Annotated in this window: 19 protein-coding genes; 11 read left to right on the top strand and 8 right to left on the bottom strand. The window is 63.7% G+C overall.

Annotated features, from left to right (window positions below; translation table 11 throughout):
* Window positions 1–76 precede the first annotated feature (76 nt).
* Together NKH60_RS03370 and NKH60_RS03365 are read left to right on the top strand one after the other, a co-directional pair.
* A complete protein-coding gene (locus NKH60_RS03370) occupies window positions 77–550 on the top strand; it encodes a carboxymuconolactone decarboxylase family protein (protein ID WP_352448517.1) in 474 nt (157 codons plus the stop codon).
* Window positions 551–623: 73 nt separating this feature from the next.
* On the top strand, window positions 624–998 hold the full coding sequence (locus tag NKH60_RS03365) for a nuclear transport factor 2 family protein (protein WP_352871217.1): 375 nt from the start codon (window positions 624–626) through the stop codon (window positions 996–998).
* 422 nt (window positions 999–1,420) lie between these two features.
* On the opposite strand, the gene NKH60_RS03360 is transcribed toward NKH60_RS03365, so the two are convergent.
* A complete protein-coding gene (locus NKH60_RS03360; protein ID WP_352540450.1) occupies window positions 1,421–1,921 on the bottom strand; it encodes an MmcB family DNA repair protein in 501 nt (166 codons plus the stop codon).
* Between the two features lie 214 nt (window positions 1,922–2,135).
* Here NKH60_RS03360 and NKH60_RS03355 point away from each other — a divergent pair, with 214 nt between their 5' ends.
* Window positions 2,136–2,459, top strand: coding sequence for a hypothetical protein (locus tag NKH60_RS03355; RefSeq protein WP_352613830.1), 324 nt, complete (start codon window positions 2,136–2,138; stop codon window positions 2,457–2,459).
* A 672-nt stretch (window positions 2,460–3,131) separates the two neighbouring features.
* On the opposite strand, the gene NKH60_RS03350 is transcribed toward NKH60_RS03355, so the two are convergent.
* Window positions 3,132–3,431, bottom strand: coding sequence for a DUF1330 domain-containing protein (locus tag NKH60_RS03350; protein WP_352613829.1), 300 nt, complete (start codon window positions 3,429–3,431; stop codon window positions 3,132–3,134).
* A 154-nt stretch (window positions 3,432–3,585) separates the two neighbouring features.
* Between NKH60_RS03350 and NKH60_RS03345 the strand changes: the two genes are divergently transcribed.
* From NKH60_RS03345 to NKH60_RS03330, 4 genes are all read left to right on the top strand, one after another.
* Window positions 3,586–3,912, top strand: coding sequence for a GYD domain-containing protein (locus tag NKH60_RS03345; protein ID WP_352613828.1), 327 nt, complete (start codon window positions 3,586–3,588; stop codon window positions 3,910–3,912).
* 112 nt (window positions 3,913–4,024) lie between these two features.
* On the top strand, window positions 4,025–4,153 hold the full coding sequence (locus tag NKH60_RS03340; protein WP_302893588.1) for a hypothetical protein: 129 nt from the start codon (window positions 4,025–4,027) through the stop codon (window positions 4,151–4,153).
* Entirely contained in the window at window positions 4,150–4,278 is a 129-nt protein-coding gene (locus NKH60_RS03335; RefSeq protein ID WP_352871214.1) for a hypothetical protein, read from the top strand. Before NKH60_RS03340 ends, NKH60_RS03335 begins: the two co-directional genes overlap by 4 nt.
* Window positions 4,279–4,616: 338 nt before the next feature.
* Entirely contained in the window at window positions 4,617–5,234 is a 618-nt protein-coding gene (locus tag NKH60_RS03330) for a L,D-transpeptidase (protein ID WP_352448678.1), read from the top strand.
* A 110-nt stretch (window positions 5,235–5,344) separates the two neighbouring features.
* Here NKH60_RS03330 and NKH60_RS03325 read toward each other — a convergent pair whose 3' ends face one another.
* From NKH60_RS03325 to NKH60_RS03305, 5 genes are all read right to left on the bottom strand, one after another.
* Complete coding sequence (locus tag NKH60_RS03325; RefSeq protein ID WP_023676386.1) at window positions 5,345–5,914, bottom strand: NifU family protein; 570 nt, start codon at window positions 5,912–5,914, stop codon at window positions 5,345–5,347.
* A 278-nt stretch (window positions 5,915–6,192) separates the two neighbouring features.
* Window positions 6,193–6,684 carry a universal stress protein gene (locus tag NKH60_RS03320; RefSeq protein ID WP_023717912.1) on the bottom strand — a complete coding sequence of 164 codons (492 nt, stop codon included), beginning with the start codon at window positions 6,682–6,684 and terminating at the stop codon, window positions 6,193–6,195.
* A 185-nt stretch (window positions 6,685–6,869) separates the two neighbouring features.
* Window positions 6,870–7,946, bottom strand: a complete 1,077-nt coding sequence (gene trpS, locus NKH60_RS03315; RefSeq protein ID WP_352613827.1) for a tryptophan--tRNA ligase — start codon at window positions 7,944–7,946, stop codon at window positions 6,870–6,872.
* Window positions 7,947–8,226: 280 nt separating this feature from the next.
* Window positions 8,227–9,825 (bottom strand): murein biosynthesis integral membrane protein MurJ, encoded by a 1,599-nt coding sequence (gene murJ, locus NKH60_RS03310; RefSeq protein ID WP_352613826.1) that lies wholly within the window; start codon window positions 9,823–9,825, stop codon window positions 8,227–8,229.
* A gap of 46 nt (window positions 9,826–9,871) precedes the next feature.
* The gene (locus NKH60_RS03305) at window positions 9,872–12,670 is read right to left on the bottom strand and encodes a [protein-PII] uridylyltransferase (protein ID WP_352613825.1); all 2,799 of its coding nucleotides are present in this window, start codon (window positions 12,668–12,670) and stop codon (window positions 9,872–9,874) included.
* Between the two features lie 226 nt (window positions 12,671–12,896).
* On the opposite strand from NKH60_RS03305, the gene NKH60_RS03300 reads away from it, so the two are divergent.
* The 3 genes from NKH60_RS03300 (at window position 12,897) to NKH60_RS03290 (ending at window position 16,785) form a co-directional block, all read left to right on the top strand.
* Complete coding sequence (locus NKH60_RS03300; protein ID WP_352613824.1) at window positions 12,897–15,401, top strand: heavy metal translocating P-type ATPase; 2,505 nt, start codon at window positions 12,897–12,899, stop codon at window positions 15,399–15,401.
* A gap of 43 nt (window positions 15,402–15,444) precedes the next feature.
* Complete coding sequence (gene copM, locus NKH60_RS03295; protein WP_023676379.1) at window positions 15,445–15,831, top strand: CopM family metallochaperone; 387 nt, start codon at window positions 15,445–15,447, stop codon at window positions 15,829–15,831.
* 108 nt (window positions 15,832–15,939) lie between these two features.
* A complete protein-coding gene (locus NKH60_RS03290) occupies window positions 15,940–16,785 on the top strand; it encodes an aldo/keto reductase (protein WP_352613823.1) in 846 nt (281 codons plus the stop codon).
* Window positions 16,786–16,895: 110 nt separating this feature from the next.
* On the opposite strand, the gene mutS is transcribed toward NKH60_RS03290, so the two are convergent.
* Window positions 16,896–19,586 (bottom strand): DNA mismatch repair protein MutS, encoded by a 2,691-nt coding sequence (gene mutS / locus NKH60_RS03285; protein ID WP_352613955.1) that lies wholly within the window; start codon window positions 19,584–19,586, stop codon window positions 16,896–16,898.
* Window positions 19,587–19,789: 203 nt separating this feature from the next.
* Between mutS and NKH60_RS03280 the strand changes: the two genes are divergently transcribed.
* On the top strand, window positions 19,790–22,069 hold the full coding sequence (locus tag NKH60_RS03280; protein WP_352613822.1) for an NADP-dependent malic enzyme: 2,280 nt from the start codon (window positions 19,790–19,792) through the stop codon (window positions 22,067–22,069).
* Window positions 22,070–22,357 lie beyond the last annotated feature (288 nt).

The raw sequence follows: 22,357 nt of genomic DNA, 5'->3' as shown, positions 1-22,357 counted from the left end.
GCGTAAGCGCTATCACTTCGTCCCATGCAGGCCAGGCGGATGTCGCCGGGAAAGGCGCTGCGAAGGGAGGAATAAAATGCTGAAGTCGACACTCAAATCACTGGTGCTGGCGGCAGGCGTCGGCGCGCTGTTGGCGATCGTTCCTGCCAAGGCCGAAGACGCCTCGGCGACGGCTGCCTACAAGGACATCCAGGCAACGCTCGGCTCGGTACCGGACATGTTCAAGACGCTGCCGGACGTCGCCGTTGCCGGCGCCTGGGCCGAGATCAAGGGCGTGCAGCTCAACCCGAACACCGCGCTCGACGGCAAGACCAAGGAATTGATGGGCCTCGCCGTCGCCTCGCAGATCCCCTGCCAGTACTGCATCTATTTCCACACGCAGGCGGCCAAGCTCAATGGCGCCAGCGACGAGGAGATCAAGGAGGCGGTGGCGATGGCGGCGATCGTGCGCCACTGGTCGACGATGCTCAACGGCAGCCAGGTCGATCTCGCCACTTTCAAGAAGCAGTCCGACGAGGTGTTCGCGGCCGTCAAGGCGAAGTCGCAGTGAAGAAGCCACTGCCCGGCGGCGAGCGCCGGGCAGTGCCTGATCAAGCAACCACCCGATCCGAGAAGACGGGCCTATGGAGGAAAAATTGCTGACCAAGACACAGACGATAGACGGCGCTGCGATCAAGAAGGCGATTGAGGGCCGTGATGGAAAATTGCTGGCGAGCTTCTATGCCGACGACGCATTGGTGCGGGTGATCGACCGCAACAACCCGCCGAGCAAGCCGCGCGAAATCCGCGGGCGCGCTGCGATCACCACGTTCTGGGACGACATCTGCAGCCGGGCGATGACCCACAAGGTCGACACCACCATCGCCGACGGCAACAATCTCGCCTTCACCCAGGCCTGCTCCTATCCGGACGGGACCAAGGTATTCTGCGCGGCGATGCTGGAGCTGAAGAACGGCCAGATCGCACGGCAGACGGTCGTGCAGGCCTGGGACGAATAAGGAGGCGGCGATGTTCAGTGCCAGATGGCAGATCGACGCAAAATTCGGCCACAAGCAGACCGTGCTCGAACTGTTAAAGAATGAGAACGCGAGATCGGCTCGCAGGTCGGTCTCGACGATCTCAAGTTCCAGATCATGACCGGATCGAACGGCGCGCGGGAAGCGACGGTCGGGTCACATCACCAGGTCGAAAGCCTCGCCAGTTGGAGGCGTTCTTCGCCAGGATCGGCAAGATCGCCGCGCACGCCAAATGGGGCAAGGAGATGGAGCCCTATGTCGTGTCGGGCACCAGCCTGTGGAACATCTACCGCATCGTGGAATAGCAGTCCGGCCATTTCCCTTCTCCCCGTCACTTACGGGGAGAAGGTGGCGGCAGCCGGATGAGGGGCAGCGCCCACATCTACAATTACGGAGAGCAACCCCTACTCGCTCTCGCCGTCCACCGCCGGCACCGACACGCCGGCAAGCTCGGCCGCGAGCAGCCGCGACGCACCGGCGCGTGCGATCCGCAGCATCAGCGCCTTGCGCGTCGCAGCCGCCATGCGGTGCTCGGGCGCATCGCGCAAAATCTCGGCACCATAGCCGTCGGAGAGGATGAAGCCGCATTCCTCTGGAAAAATTTCCTGGGGCACGCCGGGATGCGTGGCGAAAAAGAAGCGGTCGGAATGCAGCCGGTAGTCCGGCCATTTGCGGTCGACCCTGAAATCCTCGATCGAGGATTTGATCTCGATGATCCAGATGTCGCCCTGGCGCGTCAGCGCGACGAGGTCGGCGCGGCGGCCGGTGGCCAGCGACAGTTCGGGCAAGACATGCGCGCCCATATCCCTGAGCAGCCGCTGCACGCCGCGCCTGACCAGCATGGCGCGCTCCGACTGGCGGCCATCGATGAGCGGATTGAGGGGTAGAGGTGAAATGATCGGCATGGCCGCACCATGGCAGATTTTGTTCACGGTTTGAACCGGTTTTTGCGGGGCGATTACGCACTTTACAAACACGGCGCTGTGCCTGATACCTTGAATCCACAGTAGGAATCCGGGTTATGAGTGTCCTTTTCGAGCCACACTTCCACAACGAAGAAGCTGCTTTCGAACGGCTGGAGACGGGCAAGAAGGCCCGTTAGGCAATGGCTGAGTCACAATGAGCGTCGTGAGCGGTGTGGTGCTTTGTACGTCTTCTGCTGAAGAGCTATCGAGCCCGAACGGCCTGCCCATTCTCTTCGAGAGCATACAGGAATGGCTGGCAGAGCGCGCCCCCTTCCAACAACTTAACAGCGTCGAGGATAGCTTTGGTGGCAGCAAGCACCCGCAAATGTTTGTAGCCGGTGGTGGCTTCAACCATTTCCCTGAAGACGATTTTGCGGCGCACGTGATGTTGTTACCTTGGCAAAACCCAGAAAACGTTGTGCTGGTGATCAAGCCCGAAGAAGGGCCTACCCGCGTCTTCAGGCCTTCCTGTTTGTAAAGTACATAATTTGCCTTTTTGAGAAACGATAAAGGCCCACCCTACCCCAAGGCGGGCCGCTCGCGTTAGCAATGCAATTCCTACGGGTGAGGGGAGCTATGTTTTCGCGAGGCGTCGCCGTTGATCTAATATTCACCGCTGCAGGACCGATAGTGGTCGCAGCCTAATCAAAGAGGTGGCGAAGCATGGTTACTGAGAATGCAAGTTTGACGGCCGAGCAGACCAGGCTCAACAGGATGCTCGTGCGGGGCGTCGTATTTTCCGTCATTTGGCTCGCCGGTTTCGGGTCTTCTTATGCACTCTACCAGGGGCTTCTGGCGCGACGGATGATAAAAATGAATCCCGTGCTTCGGGGAAAAGGCCGCGCCTGGTGGTGCATCATTGTGGGAGGGCTTGGGGCCGCAGCCTTATGTGCGATAGTTGGCGCCGGCATTTTCAACGCCATGACACAACCCTAGGTCACGCTGTAACACCGCCTGCCGATCTGGTGTTGGGTCATATTGATTTGTAGGTCCCGTCAATGAGTGCTTCCGGCGTCATCCTCCCATCATTGGCCGTCATTTCCCGCCCGCAAGTTTAAAGCTTGCTGATTCATATCAGAATGCTCCTGTCCCGTCGCCGGGCCGCACCAGATATGGCAACTCAGATTTGCCATTGTCATCGACCCAGCCCTCAGCTAACCGGCATCATGCCCTCCAGAGCAATAATTCTCGTCTTTGCGCAGCGTTCGCGGATGGCTTTGAGACGGCCGTATTCTGGAGAGTCGTACCATGCCAGGAGGGAGGCCATGTCGGGGAATTCGACAATGACGAGGCGATGAGGTTCCCAATCGCCCTCCAGAACTTTGGTGGCTCCGCCGCGAGCGATGTACCTTCCCCCGTAGCGGGCTTCGGTTGCCGGCACGTCCCGGCGGTATTCCTCGAAAACGGCGGCGTCGGTTACGTCTACATCAGCAATGAGATATGCGGCCATTGACCTTACTCCCCTTGGGAAAAGGCAATTGAAACAGGTCTATTAGCGGCCCCGCAACTAAGCCAGCGGTACTACGCCTCGGAAACGACTCGCGTTCTCCCGGATTGGGGCGCTTAACTGTCTTGGTGGGGGCAGCTCTGGGAGGAGACGAACCATGCCGATGTATCTCACGCGATTCAGCTACAGGCCCGAAACCTGGGCGCGCTTGATGGATAATCCCGAGGACAGACGCGAGGCTGCCCGTTCCTACATCGAGTCGGTCGGCGGAAAGCTGCACGGGTTCTGGTATGCCTTCGGGGAGTACGATGGCTGGAACCTGTGGGAGGCGCCGGACAACGTGTCGATGGCATCCGTCATGCTCGCCATCGGTGCGGGAGGCGCGCTCAGCTCATACGAAACCACCGTCCTGTTAAGTGTCGAAGAGACGATGGACGCGCTTGGGAGGGCGAAGTCGATCCGCTATCGCCCGCCAGGATCGTGACCGCCGTCCGCGCTTTGCGGAGTGTCGAAGGCTGGGGAACGCTTGCTCTCGAACGGCGCACGTTGCAGCTTGCGTTTTCAATGTCTGCCACGGATTTTAGGAGGAGCATTAGATGACGGAAGATGACGACCGGAAATCGGCGACGCCGGAGGAAATCCGCTCGGCCATCAGAGGCTGGGCGGTGCTTGGGGCAATTATCGTTGCCGTGTTTGGTGCGGCCTACGTCATGATCGATAGTTGAATGGCGACGATCCTGGTCGCCCCGATGGATTGCCTGAAAAGATCGGCACGGTCCTTGGTGCATTGGTGGTGATCGGCACGTTCGGGCTTCTGGCTTGGACCGTGCTTCGCGGCGTCCTTTATTAAACCCGGCCCGTCTGGACTTTCCCCTGCGGCGGCCGCGTCTCAGGCCGATCTCCTCGTAGCAACGGATGGTCTTGGCCGCAGGCCAGAGCGCCGGGCAGCGTCGCCGACTTCATGGGTGATTTCTTCGTCTCCTGGTCCTTGTTCCTGGCCCCATTGATTTTGCAACATAATCCTGCGGGGGCTGTTGCCGAAATGCCATAGTCGCGGGTTTACCAGCACGCAAGTCCAAGGATATAGGCATCGCCCGCTTGGCAAGCAAAGCAAATGCCAGCATGAATGAAGATGAAAAAAGCGGCCGACTCGAGCCGCTGTTGTTTGGGCAGGCATCGGACCTTTTCATGCGCATGAAGTCACTTGCAATCGTCGCGGCCCTGGCGCTGTCGACGGCTGTCGCCGGTTGCAGCACCATCGGCTCGCAGATCTTCACCAACAACTACGGCGCGGTGACCGACGCCGGCTATCACCTGCCGCGCGTTCCGATCGAAAAGGTGCCGTTCAAATACCGCCGGCAGATCGTCGACTACGACACCAGGGAAAAGCCGGGCACCATTATCGTCGATACGCAGAACAAGTTCCTCTATTTCGTCATGGGCGACGGCGAAGCGATGCGCTACGGCATCGGCGTCGGCCGTGAGGGTTTCGAATGGCACGGCACCGCCCATATCGCGCTGAAGCGCGAATGGCCGACCTGGACACCGCCTTCGCAGATGATCAAGCGCCAGCCGGAGCTGGCCAAGTTTGCCGGTGGCATGGAGCCGGGGTTGAAGAACCCGCTCGGCGCCCGCGCTATGTACCTGTTCAACAAGGGCGGCGACATGGGTTATCGCCTGCATGGCAGCCCGGAATGGAATTCGATCGGCAAGGCGATGTCGTCGGGCTGCATCCGGCTGATGAACCAGGACATTATCGACCTCTACGACCGCACCTCGGTCGGCGCCAAGGTCATTGTGATATAAAACCCTTATACGCGGACCGTCTAGGCAACAACACAGACGTCGCAAACAGAAAACCGGGCACTTTGGCCCGGTTTTTTGTTGTCTATCGACGTTGACGATGGAACGGTGCGTCAGGAGACCTGTTCGACGTGCTGCACTTCCGGCACAAAGTGCCGGAGCAGGTTCTGGATGCCGTGCTTCAGCGTCGCCGTCGACGACGGGCAGCCGGCGCAGGCGCCCTTCATGTGCAGGAACACGGTGCCGTTCTCGAAGCCGCGGAAGGTGATGTCGCCGCCGTCCTGGGCCACCGCCGGGCGCACCCGCGTGTCGAGCAGCTCCTTGATGGTGACGACCAGCTCCTCGTCGGCCTTGTCGTAGAATTCGCCGGTCTGGCTGGTCTCGGCGGCGGGGCCGGCCTTGGCCATCACCGGGGCGCCGGACATGAAATGCTCCATGATGGCGCCGAGGATAGCCGGCTTCAGATGCTGCCAGTCGGGGCCGTCCTTGGTCACGGTGATGAAATCATAGCCGAAGAAGACGCCGGTGACGCCGGGGATTTCGAACAGCCGGCCGGCGAGCGGCGAAGCCGTCGCGGCGCTATCGGCATCGCGGAAATCGGCGGTGCCTTCTTGCAGCACTTCCTTGCCAGGCAGGAATTTCAGCGTCGCCGGGTTTGGCGTCGACTCGGTCTGGATGAACATGGCCGTCTCCGTGCCCGTTTGGGGCAGCTAGTTTGGAATAATTCTAATTAGGCTTTATCCGCCCGACATTCAAGCGAAAGGCATCGCGGGGAACGGCTGGCTGGCGGAATGTTTTGCTAGCGCCCTGAAACGCTTGGAGATGTGTTGAGATTCAGGTCAGGCCGAGCCGAAAATGGTGGGTTCCGAGAACCGGAGCGGAGCGTACTTTCGGTACGTGAGCACCGGAAGCGCAGGAAGCCGCCAATTGCAGGCCGGCCTCACCTGAATATCAGCGCATCTCAGGCGAGGCTGTCGATCTCTTCGTCCGACAGATTCTGCGGCACCACCGTGACGGGAATCGGAAAGGCGGCGCCCTTGCCGGCGACCGCGCCGACCAGCGGCCCTGGGCCTTCCTTGCCGGCGCCTGCCGCCAGCACCAGAATGGCGATGTCCTGGTCTTCCTCGATCAGCTTGTGGATCTCTTCGGTAGGCTTGCCCTCGCGGACCACCAGTTCCGGCTCGATGCCGAGCTTCTGGCGCACCTTGTTGGCGTAGCTGTCCAGTGCGGCACGCGCCGTGGCGGTCGCCTCCTCGCGCATGATCTTCTCGACGCCCAGCCAGTGCTGGAAATCATCCGGCTCGATGACATAGAGCAGCACCAGCACGCCGCCCGTGCTTTGCGCCCGCTTCGAGGCGTAGGCGACGGCGCGCTCGCATTCGGGCGTATCGTCGATGATCGCCAGGAACTTGCGGCGATGACCGGCTTCGCGGCTGAGGCGTTTGGAGACCATATTCACCCTGTTCGATGGTTTCGGCCGCAATCTGCCACCGCCACAGCCCGCCCGCAAGCGACCGGCGGCTGTGGCAATGCTGGTGCAGCTTAAAGCGCGATGCGTTCGACCAGCGACGCGCTTCAGGTTCCTGTTTTATGCATGTCGTTATCGCAAAACCGCTGCACACTTTTGCGCGACATGCATTAGCCTTGCAGCAGGCCGATAATGTCGCGCACGGTCTTCATGGTCGCTTCGGCCAATGTGCCGGCACGCTCGCCGCCATCGCGCAGCACCGCGTCGACATAGGCGCGGTCGCCGGAGATGCGGCGCATCTCGCCGGCGATCGGCGCCAGCTTTTCCACCGCAAGGTCGGCCAGCGCCGGCTTGAACACCGAAAACTGCTGGCCGCCATATTCCTTCAGCACCGCCTCTTTCGAGATTTCGGCGAGGCCGGCATAGATGCCGACGAGGTTTTCCGCTTCCGGCCGGCCGGCAAGCCCGTCCAGTTCGCCGGGCAAAGCCTCCGGGTCGGTCTTGGCCTTGCGGATCTTCTTCGAGATGGCGTCGGCATCGTCGGTCAGGTTGATGCGCGACAGGTCCGACGGATCGGATTTCGACATCTTCTTCGAACCGTCGCGCAGCGACATGATGCGCGCTGCCGGGCCGCCGATGACCGGCTCGGTCAGCGGGAAATAGCCGTTCACCGTCTCTTCGCCGACCTCCATTTCGACGCCGACGCCAAGCGCTGCGATGCGGTCCGAAAAGTCGTTGTTGAATTTCTGCGCGATGTCGCGGGTCAGCTCCAGATGCTGCTTCTGGTCGTCGCCGACCGGCACGTGGGTGGCGCGGTAGACGAGGATGTCGGCGGCCATCAGGGAGGGATAGGCGAGCAGGCCGAGCGAGGCGTTCTCGCGGTCCTTGCCGGCCTTGTCCTTGAACTGCGTCATGCGGTTCATCCAACCGATGCGCGCCACGCAGTTGAAGATCCAGGCAAGCTCGGCGTGCTGCATCACCCGCGACTGGTTGAAGACGATGTGTTTTTTCGGGTCGATGCCCGAGGCGAGAAACGCCGCGGTGATCGAACGCGTCTGGTCCTGAAGATCCTCATAGACGAGCTGTGCGGTCAGCGAATGCAGATCGACGACGCAATAGATACAGTCGGAGGTGTCCTGCAGGGCGACGAATTTCTTGATGGCGCCGAGATAATTGCCGAGATGCAGATTGCCGGTTGGCTGGACGCCGGAAAAAACGAGCGGTTTGAAGGGGGGCTGATCGGTCATGGTGTTTCCCTGGCTTGTGGAGGGCCGTTTCGCGCGCGGCGAAAGTCTTGCGACGGCGCGCTTATGGACGAGAGCGAGGAGACGATCAAGAGGGGCGTTGGCCAGGGCGCGCAGGCTTTGACGTCGGCCGAACAGAAGGCTGTTTGAGGGATGGCGCCGACCAGAAACAAAAACCCGCCTCGGTGGGCGGGTCGTTGGAGCCAATTAGCACCATACCGAAATTAATAACATAGCTGCCGGCACAAAGCAAGAACAAAATTGGCGCTGATGAATTTCCCCCTCACGGATCCGGAGATTGCTCCGTGACCGGCTGGGAGCCCTTGCGCCCGATATTGCGGCGGATCATGCCGAAATCGGCGCCGCCGGTGGCGAAGGCGGTGACGAAGTAAAGCAGCGCTCCGCCGGCGACGAGCGCAAGCAGGGTTACCGCCTTGATCACCAGCGGCGAGCCGGAGCCGAGACTTGCGGCGAACCAGTGTTCGGCAAAATAGAGCGCCGCGGCCATCACCGCCGCCGACAGCACCAGCCGCGGGATGCGTTTCATGAGCGGCACGTCGCGGCCCCAATGGCCGCGCCGGATCAGCACGGCGAGCAGCATCGCCGCATTGACCCAGCCTGCGACAGCGGAGGCAACGGCAATGCCGGGCGCGCCCATGGTCGGAAACAGCGTCAGCGCCGTCGTAATGTTAACCGCCACCGAGATGGCGGCAAAAATCATTGGCGTGCGCGTGTCCTCGCGGGCGAAATAGCCTGGGGTGAACGCCTTGATCAGCACGAAGGCCGGCAGGCCGAGGCCGAAGATCGCCAGGATTGCCGCGACCGTCGGCGTCGAATTGTTGGCGGCAAAGGCGCCGCGCTCATAGACCAGCCGCACGATCGGCTCGGACATGACCAGCAGCGCGGCCGCCGCCGGCAAGGTCATGAAAAGGGTAAACTCGACCGAGCGGTTCTGCAGATTGGCGGCCTCGACCAGATTGCCTGATTTCAGCGCCCGCGACAGTTCCGGCAACAGCACGATGGCGACGGCGACGCCGACGACGCCCAGCGGCAGCTGGTAGACGCGGTCGGCATAGGCCAGCGACGACACCGCGCTGTCCTGCGCCGACGCGATCGCCGTGCCGATCAGCTGGTTGATCTGGGTGATGCCGCCGGTGATCGCCGCCGGCAGTGCCAGGATCAGCAGCCGCTTGACGTTCGGCGTCATCTTCGGCCGCCGGAAGCCGATCGAAATGCCGGCATGGCGCACCGCCGCCCAGACGATCGCCAGCTGCACCAGGCCGGCCGCCAGCACGCCCCAGGCCAGGCCGAAACCAACGGTGCGGGCGTCCGAACCCTTGTACCAGGCATAGGCAAGCACGGCGATAAGGATGACGTTGAGGAACACCGGCGCCACCGCGGCGGCGAAATAGCGGCGCAGCGAATTCAGCATGCCGGCCATCATGGCGCCGAGCGACATGCAGATCAGGTAGGGGAACATGACGGTCGCCAGCGCCACCGTCGTCTCGAATTTTCCCGGCGTGTCGGCAAAGCCCGGCGCCACCAGGTAGCGCACGATCAGCGGCATCGCCAGTTCCATGGCGATGGTCAGCGCCAGAAGCGCCGTGAACAAGACGCCGAACACCTCTTCGGAAAAGCGCTTGGCGCCGTCGGTGCCGTGTGTCTCGATCTCCTTGGCGAATAGCGGTACGAAGGCGGCATTGAAGGCGCCTTCGGCGAACAGCCGACGAAAGGTGTTGGGAAACTGGAAGGCGGCGTTGAAGGCGTCGGCGATCGGCCCGGTGCCGAGTGCGGCAGCCATCAGCATCTCGCGGCCGAAACCGAGGGCGCGGCTCATCAGCGTGCCGGAAGCGACCGTGGCGAATTTCTTGACAAGGCTCATGCGCTTGAAGACTGCCTGTGCGATTGGGGCAAATGGAAGGTAACCGTCACTCGGCGGCCGTTTTGGTCTTGCCGCGCTCGGACGCCGTGCCCTCGAGCACCGCGATCAGCCTGTTGCGGATGGTCGCCGTACGCGACGGGCTGTCGATCTTCTGGCCGGTGAGATCGGTGACGTAGAACGTGTCGATGACTTTTTCGCCGAAGGTGGTGATGTGGGCCGAGGCGATGTCGAGCGACAGGTCCGACAACATGCCGGTGATCTCCGACAGAAGGCCCGGCCTGTCCAGCCCCTCGACCTCGATCACCGAGAAACGGTTCGACAGCGTGTTGCGGATCTCGGCGCGTGGCGGAATACGGAAAACCTTGGCGCCGCGCCGCGGCTTGGTGCGCTTCTCGATCATTTCGGGCAGCCAGCTCTTGCCCGACAGCACGTCCTCGATCAGCCGGCCGACGCGCTCGGCACGGCGGCGCTCGTCCTCGTCGCGGTCGAACTCCCTCGAGATCAGGATGGTGTCGAGCGCGCGGCCGTCCGAGGTGGTGAAGATCTGCGCGTCGACGATGTTGCCGCCGGCCGCGGCACAGGCGCCGGCAATCACCGAGAGCAGGCGCGGATGGTCCTGCGCCAGCACGGTGATCTCGGTCACCGCCTCGAACTGGTGGGTTTTGACCATGGTGGCGAGCTTCTTGCCGGCGTGATCGGCCTCGCGGATGAATTCGGCATGGCGGAGCTGGTCGGGAAGATCGACCGCCAGCAGATAGTTCTCGTAGTGCTGGCCGACATAACGCTTGCGGGCCTTTTCCGGCCAGTCGGCAAGCGCCTCGGCCAGTTGTTCGCGCGCCGCCGCCGTCCGTTTGGCGCGCGACACCTCCGAAAACCCGCCGGTCAACAAAAGCTCGGTCTCGTAGTAGAGCGTACGCAGCAACTGGCCCTTCCAGCCGTTCCAGACCCCAGGCCCGACGCCGCGGATATCGCAGACGGTAAGCACAAGCAGCATCTTCAGCCGTTCGACCGACTGCACGATGGCGGCAAAATCCTCGATCGTCTTGCGGTCGTTGAGATCGCGGGTCTGCGCCGTCATCGACATGACGAGGTGGTTCTCGACCAGCCAGGCAACCGTTTCGGTGTCGGCCGGCGACAGCCCCATATGCGGGCAGATGCGCCGGGCGATCCTGGCGCCGGCTTGCGAATGGTCCTCCGGCCTGCCCTTGGCGATGTCGTGCAGCAGCACGGCGACATAGAGCGCCTCGCGGCTCTTCTTCAGCCCCGGCATCAGCGAGTGGGCGAGTGGATGGACCTTTTCGCCGTCGCCGCGCTCGATCTCGGCCAGCACGCCGATGCAGCGGATCAAATGCTCGTCCACGGTGTAGTGGTGGTACATCGAGAACTGCATCATGGCGACGATCTTGCCGAAGTCCGGGATCAGCTTGGCAAGCAGTCCGGCCTCGTTCATGCGCCGCAGATTGAGCTCGGCGTTGCGGTCCGAGGTCAACACATCGAGGAACAGCCGATTGGCCTCCTCGTCGCGCCTGAGCGCCTTGCCGACGAGGCCGAGAGAGCGGGTCAAAAGCTTCAGCGCATCGGGGTGGAATTCCAGGCCATGCTTGTCGGCAAACCAGAACAGCCTGAGCAGGTTAACCGGATCGCGCTCGAACACCTCGTCGTCGGCAATGTTGATGCGGTGGTTGTCGACGATGAAATCGGCCGTGCCGGCGAGCTTGCGCTTGCGCCGCGAAAAGGTGAGAAAGATGCGGTTGAAGCCCGGCACATGCTTGGCCTGCTCTTCTTCCAGCGCGGCGCAGAAAATGCGGGTCAGGTCGCCGACATCCTTGGCGACGAGGAAGTAGTGCTTCATGAATCGCTCGACCGCCGACAGGCCGGGATGGGTGGTGTAGCCCAGCCGCTCGGCAATATCGCGCTGGATATCGAAATGCAGCCGCTCCTCGGCCTTGCCGGTGAGGAAATGCATGTGGCAGCGCACCGCCCATAGAAAATCCTCGGCCTTCTGGAATTCCCTGTATTCGGCGTCGGTGAAGACGCCCTTGTCGACCAGTTCCTCGCCGGTGCGCACGCGGTAGAAATATTTGGCGATCCAGAACAGCGTCTGCAGGTCGCGCAGGCCGCCCTTGCCGTCCTTGACGTTAGGTTCGACCAGGTAACGGCTCTCGCCGGCCTTGGCGTGGCGCTCGTCGCGTTCGGCGAGCTTGGCCTGGACATATTCGGGGCCGGTGGTGCGCACCACCTCGTGGTCGAAGCGCTGCAAAAGCTCGTCATAGAGCTTTTGCTCGCCCCACAGGAAGCGCGCCTCCAGGATCGAGGTGCGGATGGTGATGTCGGTGCGCGACAGCCTGAGGCACTCGTCGATGTTGCGCGTGGCGTGGCCGACCTTCAGCCCGAGGTCCCACAGCATGTAGAGCATGTATTCGACGATCTGCTCGCCCCAGGGCGTCTGCTTGTAGGGCAGCAGGAACAGCAGATCGATGTCGGACCCGGGCGCCAGCGTGCCGCGGCCATAGCCGCCGACGGCGACGACCGCCATGCGCTCGGCCGAAGACGGGTTTTTGACGCGATAGACATGGGTGGCGGCGAAATCGTAGAGCGCGCGGATGATCTCATCCATCAGATGCGACAGCCGGGCGGCGCAGGCGGTGCCGCTGCCATCGTCCATCAGCATGCGTTCGGCGACCGTGCGGCCGTCGGCGAGCCGGCTTTTGAGAAGCTTGAGGACGCCGCTGCGCGCGGCCTTGCCGGAGCCGTCGCCTGCCGTGGCCGCGGTCAGTTCGGTCATCTCGCGGCGCAAGGCTTCGCCGTCGATCAGTTCCTCGAGCTTCAGGGATATTCTTGCCATAGATGCCGTTCGGCCTCGCCGTTTCGGCGGCGTCTATAGCGCGTTTTCGCGGCGCTGGGTATGGGGCGGACGGACGCGTTCTCCGCAGCCGCCGACAGGAGGATCATCTCGCGCCCGCGGCCGGTTCGGTTAGCGCCTGGCCACGAAAAATCGAAATCGGCCCTTGACCTTCCAGTTACTGGAAGCACTACCTCCGCCGCAACATCGAAATACAGGGGCTTTCGGCATGACGCATTCCGATCACCATCATCACGCCCATGGCAGCTGCTGCTCGGCAAAAGGCGCCCCCTCTGCTGCGGACGCCGTCATCCGCGATCCGGTCTGCGGCATGACCGTCGATCCGGCTGCCGGCAAGCCGACGGCCGAGCATGACGGCCGTCGCTATCATTTCTGCAGCGAGAGCTGCCGCGCGAAATTCGTCGCCGAGCCGGAAAAATACCTGACCGCTACCGATCCCGTCTGCGGCATGAGCGTCGATCGCGCCACGGCCAAGCACTTTTTGCGGCACGAGGGCCGGGGCTTCTATTTCTGCTCGGCCGCTTGCCAGGCGAAGTTCGAGGCCGAGCCGGCAAAATATCTCGGCGACAGGCCGGCGCCGCAGCCGATGCCCAAGGGCACGCAATACACCTGCCCGATGCATCCGGAAATCATCCGCGACAAGCCCGGCTCCTGCCCGATCTGCGGCATGGCGCTGGAACCGATGGGCGTGCCGACCGGCGACGAGGGGCCTAACCCGGAACTGGTCGACTTCACCAGGCGCTTTTGGGTGAGCGCGGTGCTGTCCGTGCCGTTGCTGCTCATCGCCATGGCGCCGATGCTCGGCCTGACGTTTCAGGCCTTCATCGACGACCGCGCGAAGGTCTGGCTGGAGCTGGCGCTGGCCAGCCCGGTGGTGCTGTGGGCGGCATTCCCGTTCTTCCACCGCGGCTGGGATTCGATCCTCAACCGCAGCCCCAATATGTGGACGCTGATTTCGCTCGGCGTCGGTGCCGCCTACCTCTACAGCGTCATCGCCACGCTGTTTCCAGGCCTCTTTCCGCACCAGTTCCGCGGCCATGACGGCACCGTACCGGTCTATTTCGAGGCGGCGGCGGTAATCGTCGCGCTGGTGTTCCTCGGCCAGGTGCTGGAATTGCGTGCCCGCGAGAAAACCGGTTCGGCGATCCGTGCGCTGCTCGACCTGGCGCCGAAGACGGCGCGGCTGATCGGCGCGGACGGTTCCGAAGACGACGTGCCGCTCGAAACCGTCAAGGCCGGCGACCGCTTGCGCATCCGCCCAGGCGACGCCGTGCCGGTCGACGGCATTGTGCTCGAAGGGCGCTCCTCCATCGACGAATCGATGATCACAGGCGAGCCGCTGCCGGTCGAAAAGACCGACGGCGACAACCTCACCGGCGGTACGCTCAACAAGAACGGCTCGCTGATCATGCGCGCCGACAAAGTCGGCGCCGAGACGACGCTGGCGCGCATCGTCGAGCTGGTCGCCAAGGCGCAGCGTTCACGCGCGCCGATCCAGGGGTTGGCCGACCGCGTCTCGTTCTACTTCGTCCCGGCCGTCGTTCTGGTTGCGATCATTGCGTTCGTCGCCTGGGCGATCGTCGGACCGGAACCCAGCCTGGTCTTTGCCATCGTCTCGGCGGTCTCGGTGCTGATCATCGCCTGTCCCTGTGCGCTCGGCCTTGCCACGCCAATGTCGATCATGACCGCCACCGGGCGCGGCGCGCATGCCGGCGTGCTGATCAAGGAAGCGGCGGCGCTCGAACGCTTCGCCTCGGTCGATACGCTGATCGTCGACAAGACGGGAACGCTGACCGAAGGCCGGCCGCGACTGACCGATGTCGTTGCCGTCGAAGGCATGGCGCAGGACGAGCTGCTGTCGCTCGCCGCCGGTCTCGAAAAAGGCTCGGAGCATCCGCTGGCCGAGGCGATCGTCGAAGGCGCCCGCGAACGCGGCGTGAAGGTCCCCGACTCCGGCGGTTTCGAGGCCGTCACCGGCAAGGGCGTTTCCGGCACGGTTTCGGGGCAGAAGGTGGCGCTCGGCAATGCCGCGATGATGGCCGATCTCGGCATCGACACGGCGTCGGTCCTGGCCAGCGCCGAGGCGCTGCAGGCCGACGGCAAGACCGCGATGTTCGTCGCTGTCGCAGGCAAGCTCGCCGGCCTCGTCGCCGTTGCCGACCCGATCAAGGCGACCACCGCCGAGGCGATCAAGGCGCTGCATGACAGCGGGCTGAGGATCGTCATGGCGACCGGCGACAACGAGCGCACCGCCAAGGCCATCGCAGCCAAGCTCGGCATCGACGCGGTGCGTGCTGGGCTTTTGCCCGAGCAGAAGGGTGCGCTGGTCGAGGAATTGCGTGCAAACGGCGCCGGCGTCGCCATGGCCGGCGACGGGGTCAACGATGCGCCAGCACTGGCCGCTGCCGATGTCGGCATCGCTATGGGCACCGGCGCCGATGTTGCGGTCGAAAGTGCGGGAATTACGCTGGTCAAGGGCGATCTCAACGGCATCGTCAGGGCGAGGACGCTGGCCCGCGCGACGATCCGCAACATCCGCCAGAACCTGTTTTTCGCTTTCCTCTACAATGTGCTTGGCGTGCCGGTTGCTGCCGGCGTGCTTTATCCGCTCACCGGCACGCTGCTGTCGCCGATGATTGCGGCGGCGGCGATGAGCCTGTCTTCGGTTTCGGTCATCGCCAACGCATTGCGGCTCAGGACGTTGAAACTCTGATTAAAACTTCCAGATAGACCCTGTTCAAAAAAGGAGACGATGAATGACCCTGGCCAAGAAGATCGTGCTGCTGATGATGGCGGCGGGAATGCTGCTTGCCGTTTTCCTCGAAAGCGTTCCGGCACAAGCCGAGGAGATGAAGCACGACATGGGCGCAATGGGCGCGCAGAGCCCCTCGACCGAGGGCTATAAGGCGGCGATGGACAAGATGCATACCGACATGATGGCAATCGAATATTCCGGCAATGCCGACGTCGATTTCGCTCGCGGCATGATCCCGCATCACCAGGCGGCCATCGACATGGCCAAGGTTGAGCTCGCCAATGGCAAGGATCCGGAAATCCGCAAGCTGGCCGAAGCAGTGATCGCCGCGCAGCAAGCCGAGATCAAGCAGATGCAGGACTGGCTCGCCGCCCATCCGGTGAAGTAGGCGTCACGCTGTCGGGAAATCCGGGCGAGAGGCCTCACCTGGATTCTGCTTCACCTGGATTTGCCTTGGCGACTGTGGTGCTATCCGGGCCTCGGACTGGAGCATGCCATGCCATCGACGATAAGAACGACCACCCTGCCCTGCGGCGAAGCCGTGCCGGTGCTCGGCCAGGGCACCTGGAAGATGGGCGAGGACGGTCGCCGCCGCGGCGATGAGGCCAATGCCCTGAAGCTCGGGCTGGATCTCGGCATGACGCTGATCGACACCGCCGAAATGTATGCCAGCGGCGGCGCCGAGGAGGTGGTGGCGGAGGCCACCGCCGGTCGCCGCGACGAGGTTTTCCTGGTCTCCAAGGTGCTGCCGTCCAATGCCTCGCGCGCCGGCGTGAAACGGGCATGCGAGAACAGCCTGAGGCATCTCGCCACCGACCGCATCGATCTCTATCTCTTGCATTGGCCGGGCAGCGTGCCTTTGATGGAAACGGTAGAGGCGTTCGAAGCGTTGAAGGCGGCCGGCAAGATCCGCCATTGGGGCGTCAGCAATTTCGATACCGACGAGATGGAAGAGCTGGTTCGGTTGCCGGCCGGCGGCAACGTCCAGACCAACCAGGTGCTCTACAATCTGTCGCAGCGCGGCGTCGAGTTCGACCTCGCCCCGTGGAGCCGGCAACGCGGCATGCCGCTGATGGCCTATTCGCCGGTCGATCAGGGGGTATTGGCACGCAACGCCAGGTTAGATGCCATCGCCGCCCGCCACGGTGCGACGCCGGCGCAGATCGCGCTTACCTGGGTGATGGCGCAGGAGGGCGTGATTGCCATTCCGAAGGCCAGCCGCCCGGAGCATATCCGGCAGAATGTCGCGGCGTTGGAGATCGAGCTCACGAGCGAAGATTTCGCCGAAATTGACCGCGCCTTCCCACCACCGAGGCGGAAGTCCGGCTTGGCGATGATTTGAGGGGTGGGGCGGAAGGCAAGCCAAAGCAGCGTTCCGTCACACCCCCTCTGTCCTGCCGGACAGTCCGGCAGGACAGAGGGGGGGTGCCGTAGAGCGCTATCGGACGAGCACTACTTCCCAGCCAGCCCCTTCAGCCGGTACAGCGCTTCCAGCGCCTCCCTTGGAGTCATCTCGTCGGGATTGATCTCCGCTAGCGCCGCGCCCAGCCCGTCACTCTTCGCCGGCTTCGACGCTTCCCGCTGCGCCGCCACGGAAAACAGCGGCAGGTCGTCGACCAGACGGTTGGCCTTGCCCGAGACCTCGCCTGCTTCAAGCTGGTGCAGCACTTCCTTGGCCCGGCCGACGACGGCCTCTGGCAGGCCGGCCAGCCGCGCAACCTGGACGCCGTAGGAACGGTCGGCCGCACCCTTGCCGACCTCGTGCAGGAAGACCACGTCGCCCTCCCATTCCTTGACCCGCATGGTGACGTTGGAGAGCCGCGGCAGTTTTCCGGCCAGCGCCGTCATCTCGTGGAAATGCGTGGCGAAGATCGCCCGGCAGCGGTTTTTCTCGTGCAGATATTCGACCGCCGCCCAGGCGATGGACAGGCCGTCGAAAGTGGCGGTGCCGCGGCCGATCTCATCGAGGATGACCAGTGCGCGTTCGCCTGCCTGGTTGAGGATCGCCGCCGTCTCGACCATCTCGACCATGAAGGTGGAGCGGCCGCGCGCCAGGTCGTCGGAGGCGCCGACCCGCGAAAACAGCCGGTCGACGACGCCGATATGGGCTGATGCCGCCGGCACGAAGGAGCCGGTCTGGGCGAGGATGGCGATCAGCGCGTTTTGCCTGAGGAAGGTCGATTTGCCGCCCATATTGGGGCCAGTCAGCAGCCAGATCGCGCCGGCCTTGGCATCGCCTTGCGGCGACAGATCGCAATCATTGTCGACGAACGGACCTTCGCCGGAACGCCGCAGCGCCTGTTCGACCACCGGGTGGCGTCCGCCCGCAATCTCGAAGGCAAGGCTCGCATCGACCAGCGGCCGGCACCAGGCCTCGCTCTCGGAAAGCAAGGCAAGCGCGGCCGAAACGTCGAGCACGGCGAGCGCTTCGGCGCCGGCGCGGATCGTGTCGGCTTGGCCGACCACTTCTGCCATCAGCGCCTCGAAAGCGGCAAGCTCGATCGCCAGCGCCCGGTCGGCGGCGTTGGCGATCCTGGTTTCCAGCTCGGCGAGTTCGGTGGTGGTGAAGCGCATGGCGTTGGCCATGGTCTGGCGATGGATGAAGCGCGCCCTGGCGCCGTCGCTGCCGGTCATCAGCGCATGGTGGTTGGCGGTGACTTCGATATAATACCCCAGCACATTGTTGTGCCTGATCTTCAGCGAGCGGATGCCGGTCTCGTCGATCAGCGAACGCTCCAGCCCGGCGATCACCTTTCGCGACTCGTCGCGCAGTGCCCGCATCTCGTCGAGTTCGGCGTGGTAGCCGCCGCGGACGAAGCCGCCGTCGCGCTTGAGCAACGGCAGCTCGTCGCTGAGCGCCTGCGCCAGATGCGTCGCCAGTTCATTCGGCAGTGCCTTGATAGCTCCCAACGCCGTGCTCAGTTCGCCCGGCAAGGCGGTTTGGCCGAACAGTTCGGCGATGGCGCCGGCTGCTTCGAAACCGGCGCGCAGCGCGCCGAGGTCGCGCGGGCCGCCGCGGTTGAGCGCCAGCCTGGACAGCGCGCGCGGCATATCGGCAACGCTCTTCAGGCTTGTCCGCACCGCCTGGCAAAGGCGCGTCTCGGAGCGGAAGAACGACACCGAGTCCAGCCTTGCGGCGATTGCCGCCGGATCGGTCAGCGGCGCCATCAGCCGGTCGGCGAGCAGCCTCGCACCGCCGCCGGTCACCGTGCGGTCGATCGCCTTGAACAGCGATCCGTCGCGGCTGCCGGACAGCGTGCGCAGCAGTTCCAGATTGGCGCGCGTCGCCGGGTCGATGAACAGCGTCGAACCCTGCTCCTCGCGCTGCGGCCGCGACAGCGGCGGCCGCTCGGCCTTCTGCGTCTTTTCGACATAGGCGATGACGCCTGAGATCGCCGACAGTTCGGCGCGCGAAAACGTGCCGAAACTGTCCGGCGTTGCCACCTCGAAGAAGCGGGCGATGCGGCCGGCGGCCGAAGCCGAATCGAACAGCGACGGCGGCTGCGGGCTGGCGACGCGGCCAAGCACGTCGAAGACCGGTTTCAGCTCCGGGTCGTAAAACACCGGCTCGGCGACGATCAGCTCGCGCGGATCGACGCGGAAGACATCGGCGAGCAGCCGGTCGGCGGTGGTCTCGGCGACGCGGAAGACACCGGTCGAGATCTCGATCCAGGCTAGGGCGAAACTTCCTTGGTTCCCTGTCGCGCTGCCGCGCTCCCCGCCTCTTGTATCGCTGCTGCCGCCCTTGACCCGTCCCAGCGCCATCAGAAAACTCGATTCCGACGGCGCCAGCAACTTGTCCTCGGTGATGGTGCCCGGGGTGACCAGCCGCACCACGTCGCGGCGCACCACCGATTTGCCGCCGCGCTTCTTCGCCTCGGCCGGATCCTCGATCTGCTCGCAGACGGCGACGCGGAACCCCTGGCCGATCAGCTTCTGCAGATAATCGTCGGCGGCATGCACTGGCACGCCGCACATCGGGATGTCGAGCCCCTGGTGCTTGCCGCGCTTGGTCAGCACGATGCCGAGCGCCCGGCTTGCCTTCTCGGCATCGTCGAAGAACAGCTCGTAGAAATCGCCCATGCGGTAGAACAGCAGCGAATCCGGGTTCGCCGCCTTGATCTCGATATACTGCTCCATCATCGGCGTCGCCGGCGCGAAGGCCGGCGTGGCGTTGTCGCTTCGAATGGGCGTCTCGTCGTTCAAGAAGCTGCTTCCAAAATTTTGCAAGCCATGCTTGGCGGTTTACAGCGGCGAAGTGTAGCCTTAATCCCGAACCTTCCACAAAAGAAAGCATGCGCACCCATCTCAAGCGGTGCCGTACGGGCGAGGAAACCGAAAGTACCATGGTCAAGAAAACCGAAAGCAACGGGCCCTCCGTCAGCGCCCAGGAGGCATTGGAATTCCATGCCATGGGCCGCCCTGGCAAGCTGGAGATCGTCGCCACAAAACCAATGGCGACGCAGCGCGATCTCAGCCTTGCCTATTCGCCGGGCGTCGCCGTTCCGGTCCTCGCCATCGCCGAGGATCCGAGCCGCGCCTTCGACTATACGGTTCGCGGCAACATGGTCGCCGTCATCTCCAACGGCACCGCCATCCTCGGCCTCGGCAATCTCGGCGCGCTTGCTTCGAAGCCGGTGATGGAAGGCAAGGCGGTGCTGTTCAAGCGCTTCGCCGATGTCGATTCCATCGATCTCGAGGTCGACACCGAGGATGCCGACGAATTCATCAACTGCGTGCGTTTTCTCGGCCCCTCCTTCGGCGGCATCAACCTCGAGGACATCAAGGCACCGGAATGCTTCATCATCGAGCAGCGGCTGCGCGAGCTGATGGACATACCGGTCTTCCATGACGACCAGCACGGCACCGCCATCATTTCGGCCGCCGGCCTGATCAACGCGCTGGAAATCACCGGCCGCGACATGAAGACCACGAAAATGGTCTGCAACGGCGCCGGCGCTGCCGGCATCGCCTGCATCGAATTGATGAAGGCGATGGGCTTTGCGCCTGAGAATATCATCCTGTGCGACACCAAGGGCGTGGTCTTCCAGGGCCGCACCGAAGGCATGAACCAGTGGAAATCGGCGCACGCCGTGAAAACCGGCGCGCGCTCGCTGGCCGAGGCGCTGGACGGCGCCGACGTGTTCCTCGGCCTCTCGGCCAAGGGCACTCTGACCACCAGGATGGTGCAGTCGATGGCCAAGAACCCGATCATCTTCGCCATGGCCAATCCCGACCCCGAGATCACGCCGGAGGAGGTCGCCGAGATCCGCACCGACGCCATCATGGCGACGGGGCGGTCCGACTACCCGAACCAGGTCAACAACGTGCTTGGCTTCCCCTACATTTTCCGCGGCGCGCTCGATGTGCGGGCGACCACCATCAACGACGACATGAAGATCGCCGCGGCCAAAGCGCTCGCAGAGCTGGCGCGCCAGGACGTGCCCGACGACGTCGCCGCCGCCTACCAGGGCATGCGGCCGAAATTCGGCCCCAACTACATCATCCCGGTGCCGTTCGATCCGCGCCTGATATCGGCGATCCCGATCGCCGTCGCCAAGGCGGCGATGGACTCCGGCGTCGCGCGCAAGCCGATCCTCGATCTCGACCGTTACGCGCAGGAGCTTTCCGCCCGCCGCGACCCGATCGCCTCGACGCTGCAGCGCATCTACGACCGGGTGCGCCGCCAGCCCAAGCGCATCGTCTTTGCCGAGGGCGAGGAGGAGCAGGTGATGCGCGCCGCCGTCTCCTATGTGAACCAGCGGCTCGGCACCGCCATCCTGCTCGGACGCGACGACATCATCAAGGAAAACGCCAGGAACGCCGGCATCGACCTCGGCAAGCAAGGCATCGAGATCATCAATGCGCGGCTGTCGCGCCGCAACTCGATCTACACCGACTATCTCTACGAGCGCATGCAGCGCAAAGGCTTCCTGTTCCGCGACTGCCAGCGGCTGATCAACAACGACCGCAACCATTTCGCCGCCTGCATGGTGGCGCTGGGCGATGCCGACGGCATCGTCACCGGCGTTACCCGCAACTATTCGACGGCGCTCGACGACATCCGCCGCGTCATCGACGCAAGGCCCGGCCATTGCGTCATCGGCGTGTCGATCGTGCTCGCGCGCGGTCGCACCGTCCTCGTTGCCGACACCGCGGTGCACGACATGCCGGATGCCGTCGAGATCGCCGACATCGCCGAGGAGGCCGCCGGTTTCGCCCGCCGCATGGGCTACGAGCCGAGGCTCGCCATGCTCGCCTATTCGACCTTCGGCCATCCGCAGGGCGAGCGCTCCGAGCGCGTCCAGGAAGCGGTGCGCATCCTCGACAAGCGCCGCGTCGATTTCGAGTATGACGGCGAGATGGCCGCCGACGTGGCGCTCAACGCCCGTGCCATGGCGCAGTACCCGTTCATCAGGCTGACCGGCCCGGCCAACGTGCTGGTCATGCCGGCCTTCCACTCGGCCTCGATCTCGACCAAGATGCTGCAGGAGCTCGGCGGCTCGACCGTCATCGGCCCGCTGCTGGTCGGCCTGAACAAGCCGGTTCAGATCGTCTCGCTGAATGCCAAGGATTCAGACATCGTCAACATGGCGGCGATCGCGGCGTATAGCGCGGGAGCTTGACGAGCGGGGGCAGCAGCAGCGCCTCTCCCTTCTCCCCCTGTGAGGGCTTTGCATGAAGGGTGTGCTTAACCTGATTGGCCTACTGGGCGTCTTTTGAAGGCGTCTAAGGCCTCGCCCTGTCGCCCTGGCGCGGCATCGACCGGCATCATTGGCCCGATCGGCTCGATTTTGGACGCACTCCTCCCTCACGCCCGTCTCTCTTCGGGTGGATACAGGACACCGATCATAGTCCGCAGATTGTAGGCGCATGCCGCCAGCATGCACTGCGTGCGGTTGGTCGCAAGGTTG

The organism is Mesorhizobium sp. M1006, assembly GCF_040318825.1.
Lineage (GTDB): Bacteria > Pseudomonadota > Alphaproteobacteria > Rhizobiales > Rhizobiaceae > Mesorhizobium.
Note: the sequence above shows the minus strand (reverse complement) of the source record. Positions and strands in the feature narration are given on the sequence as shown.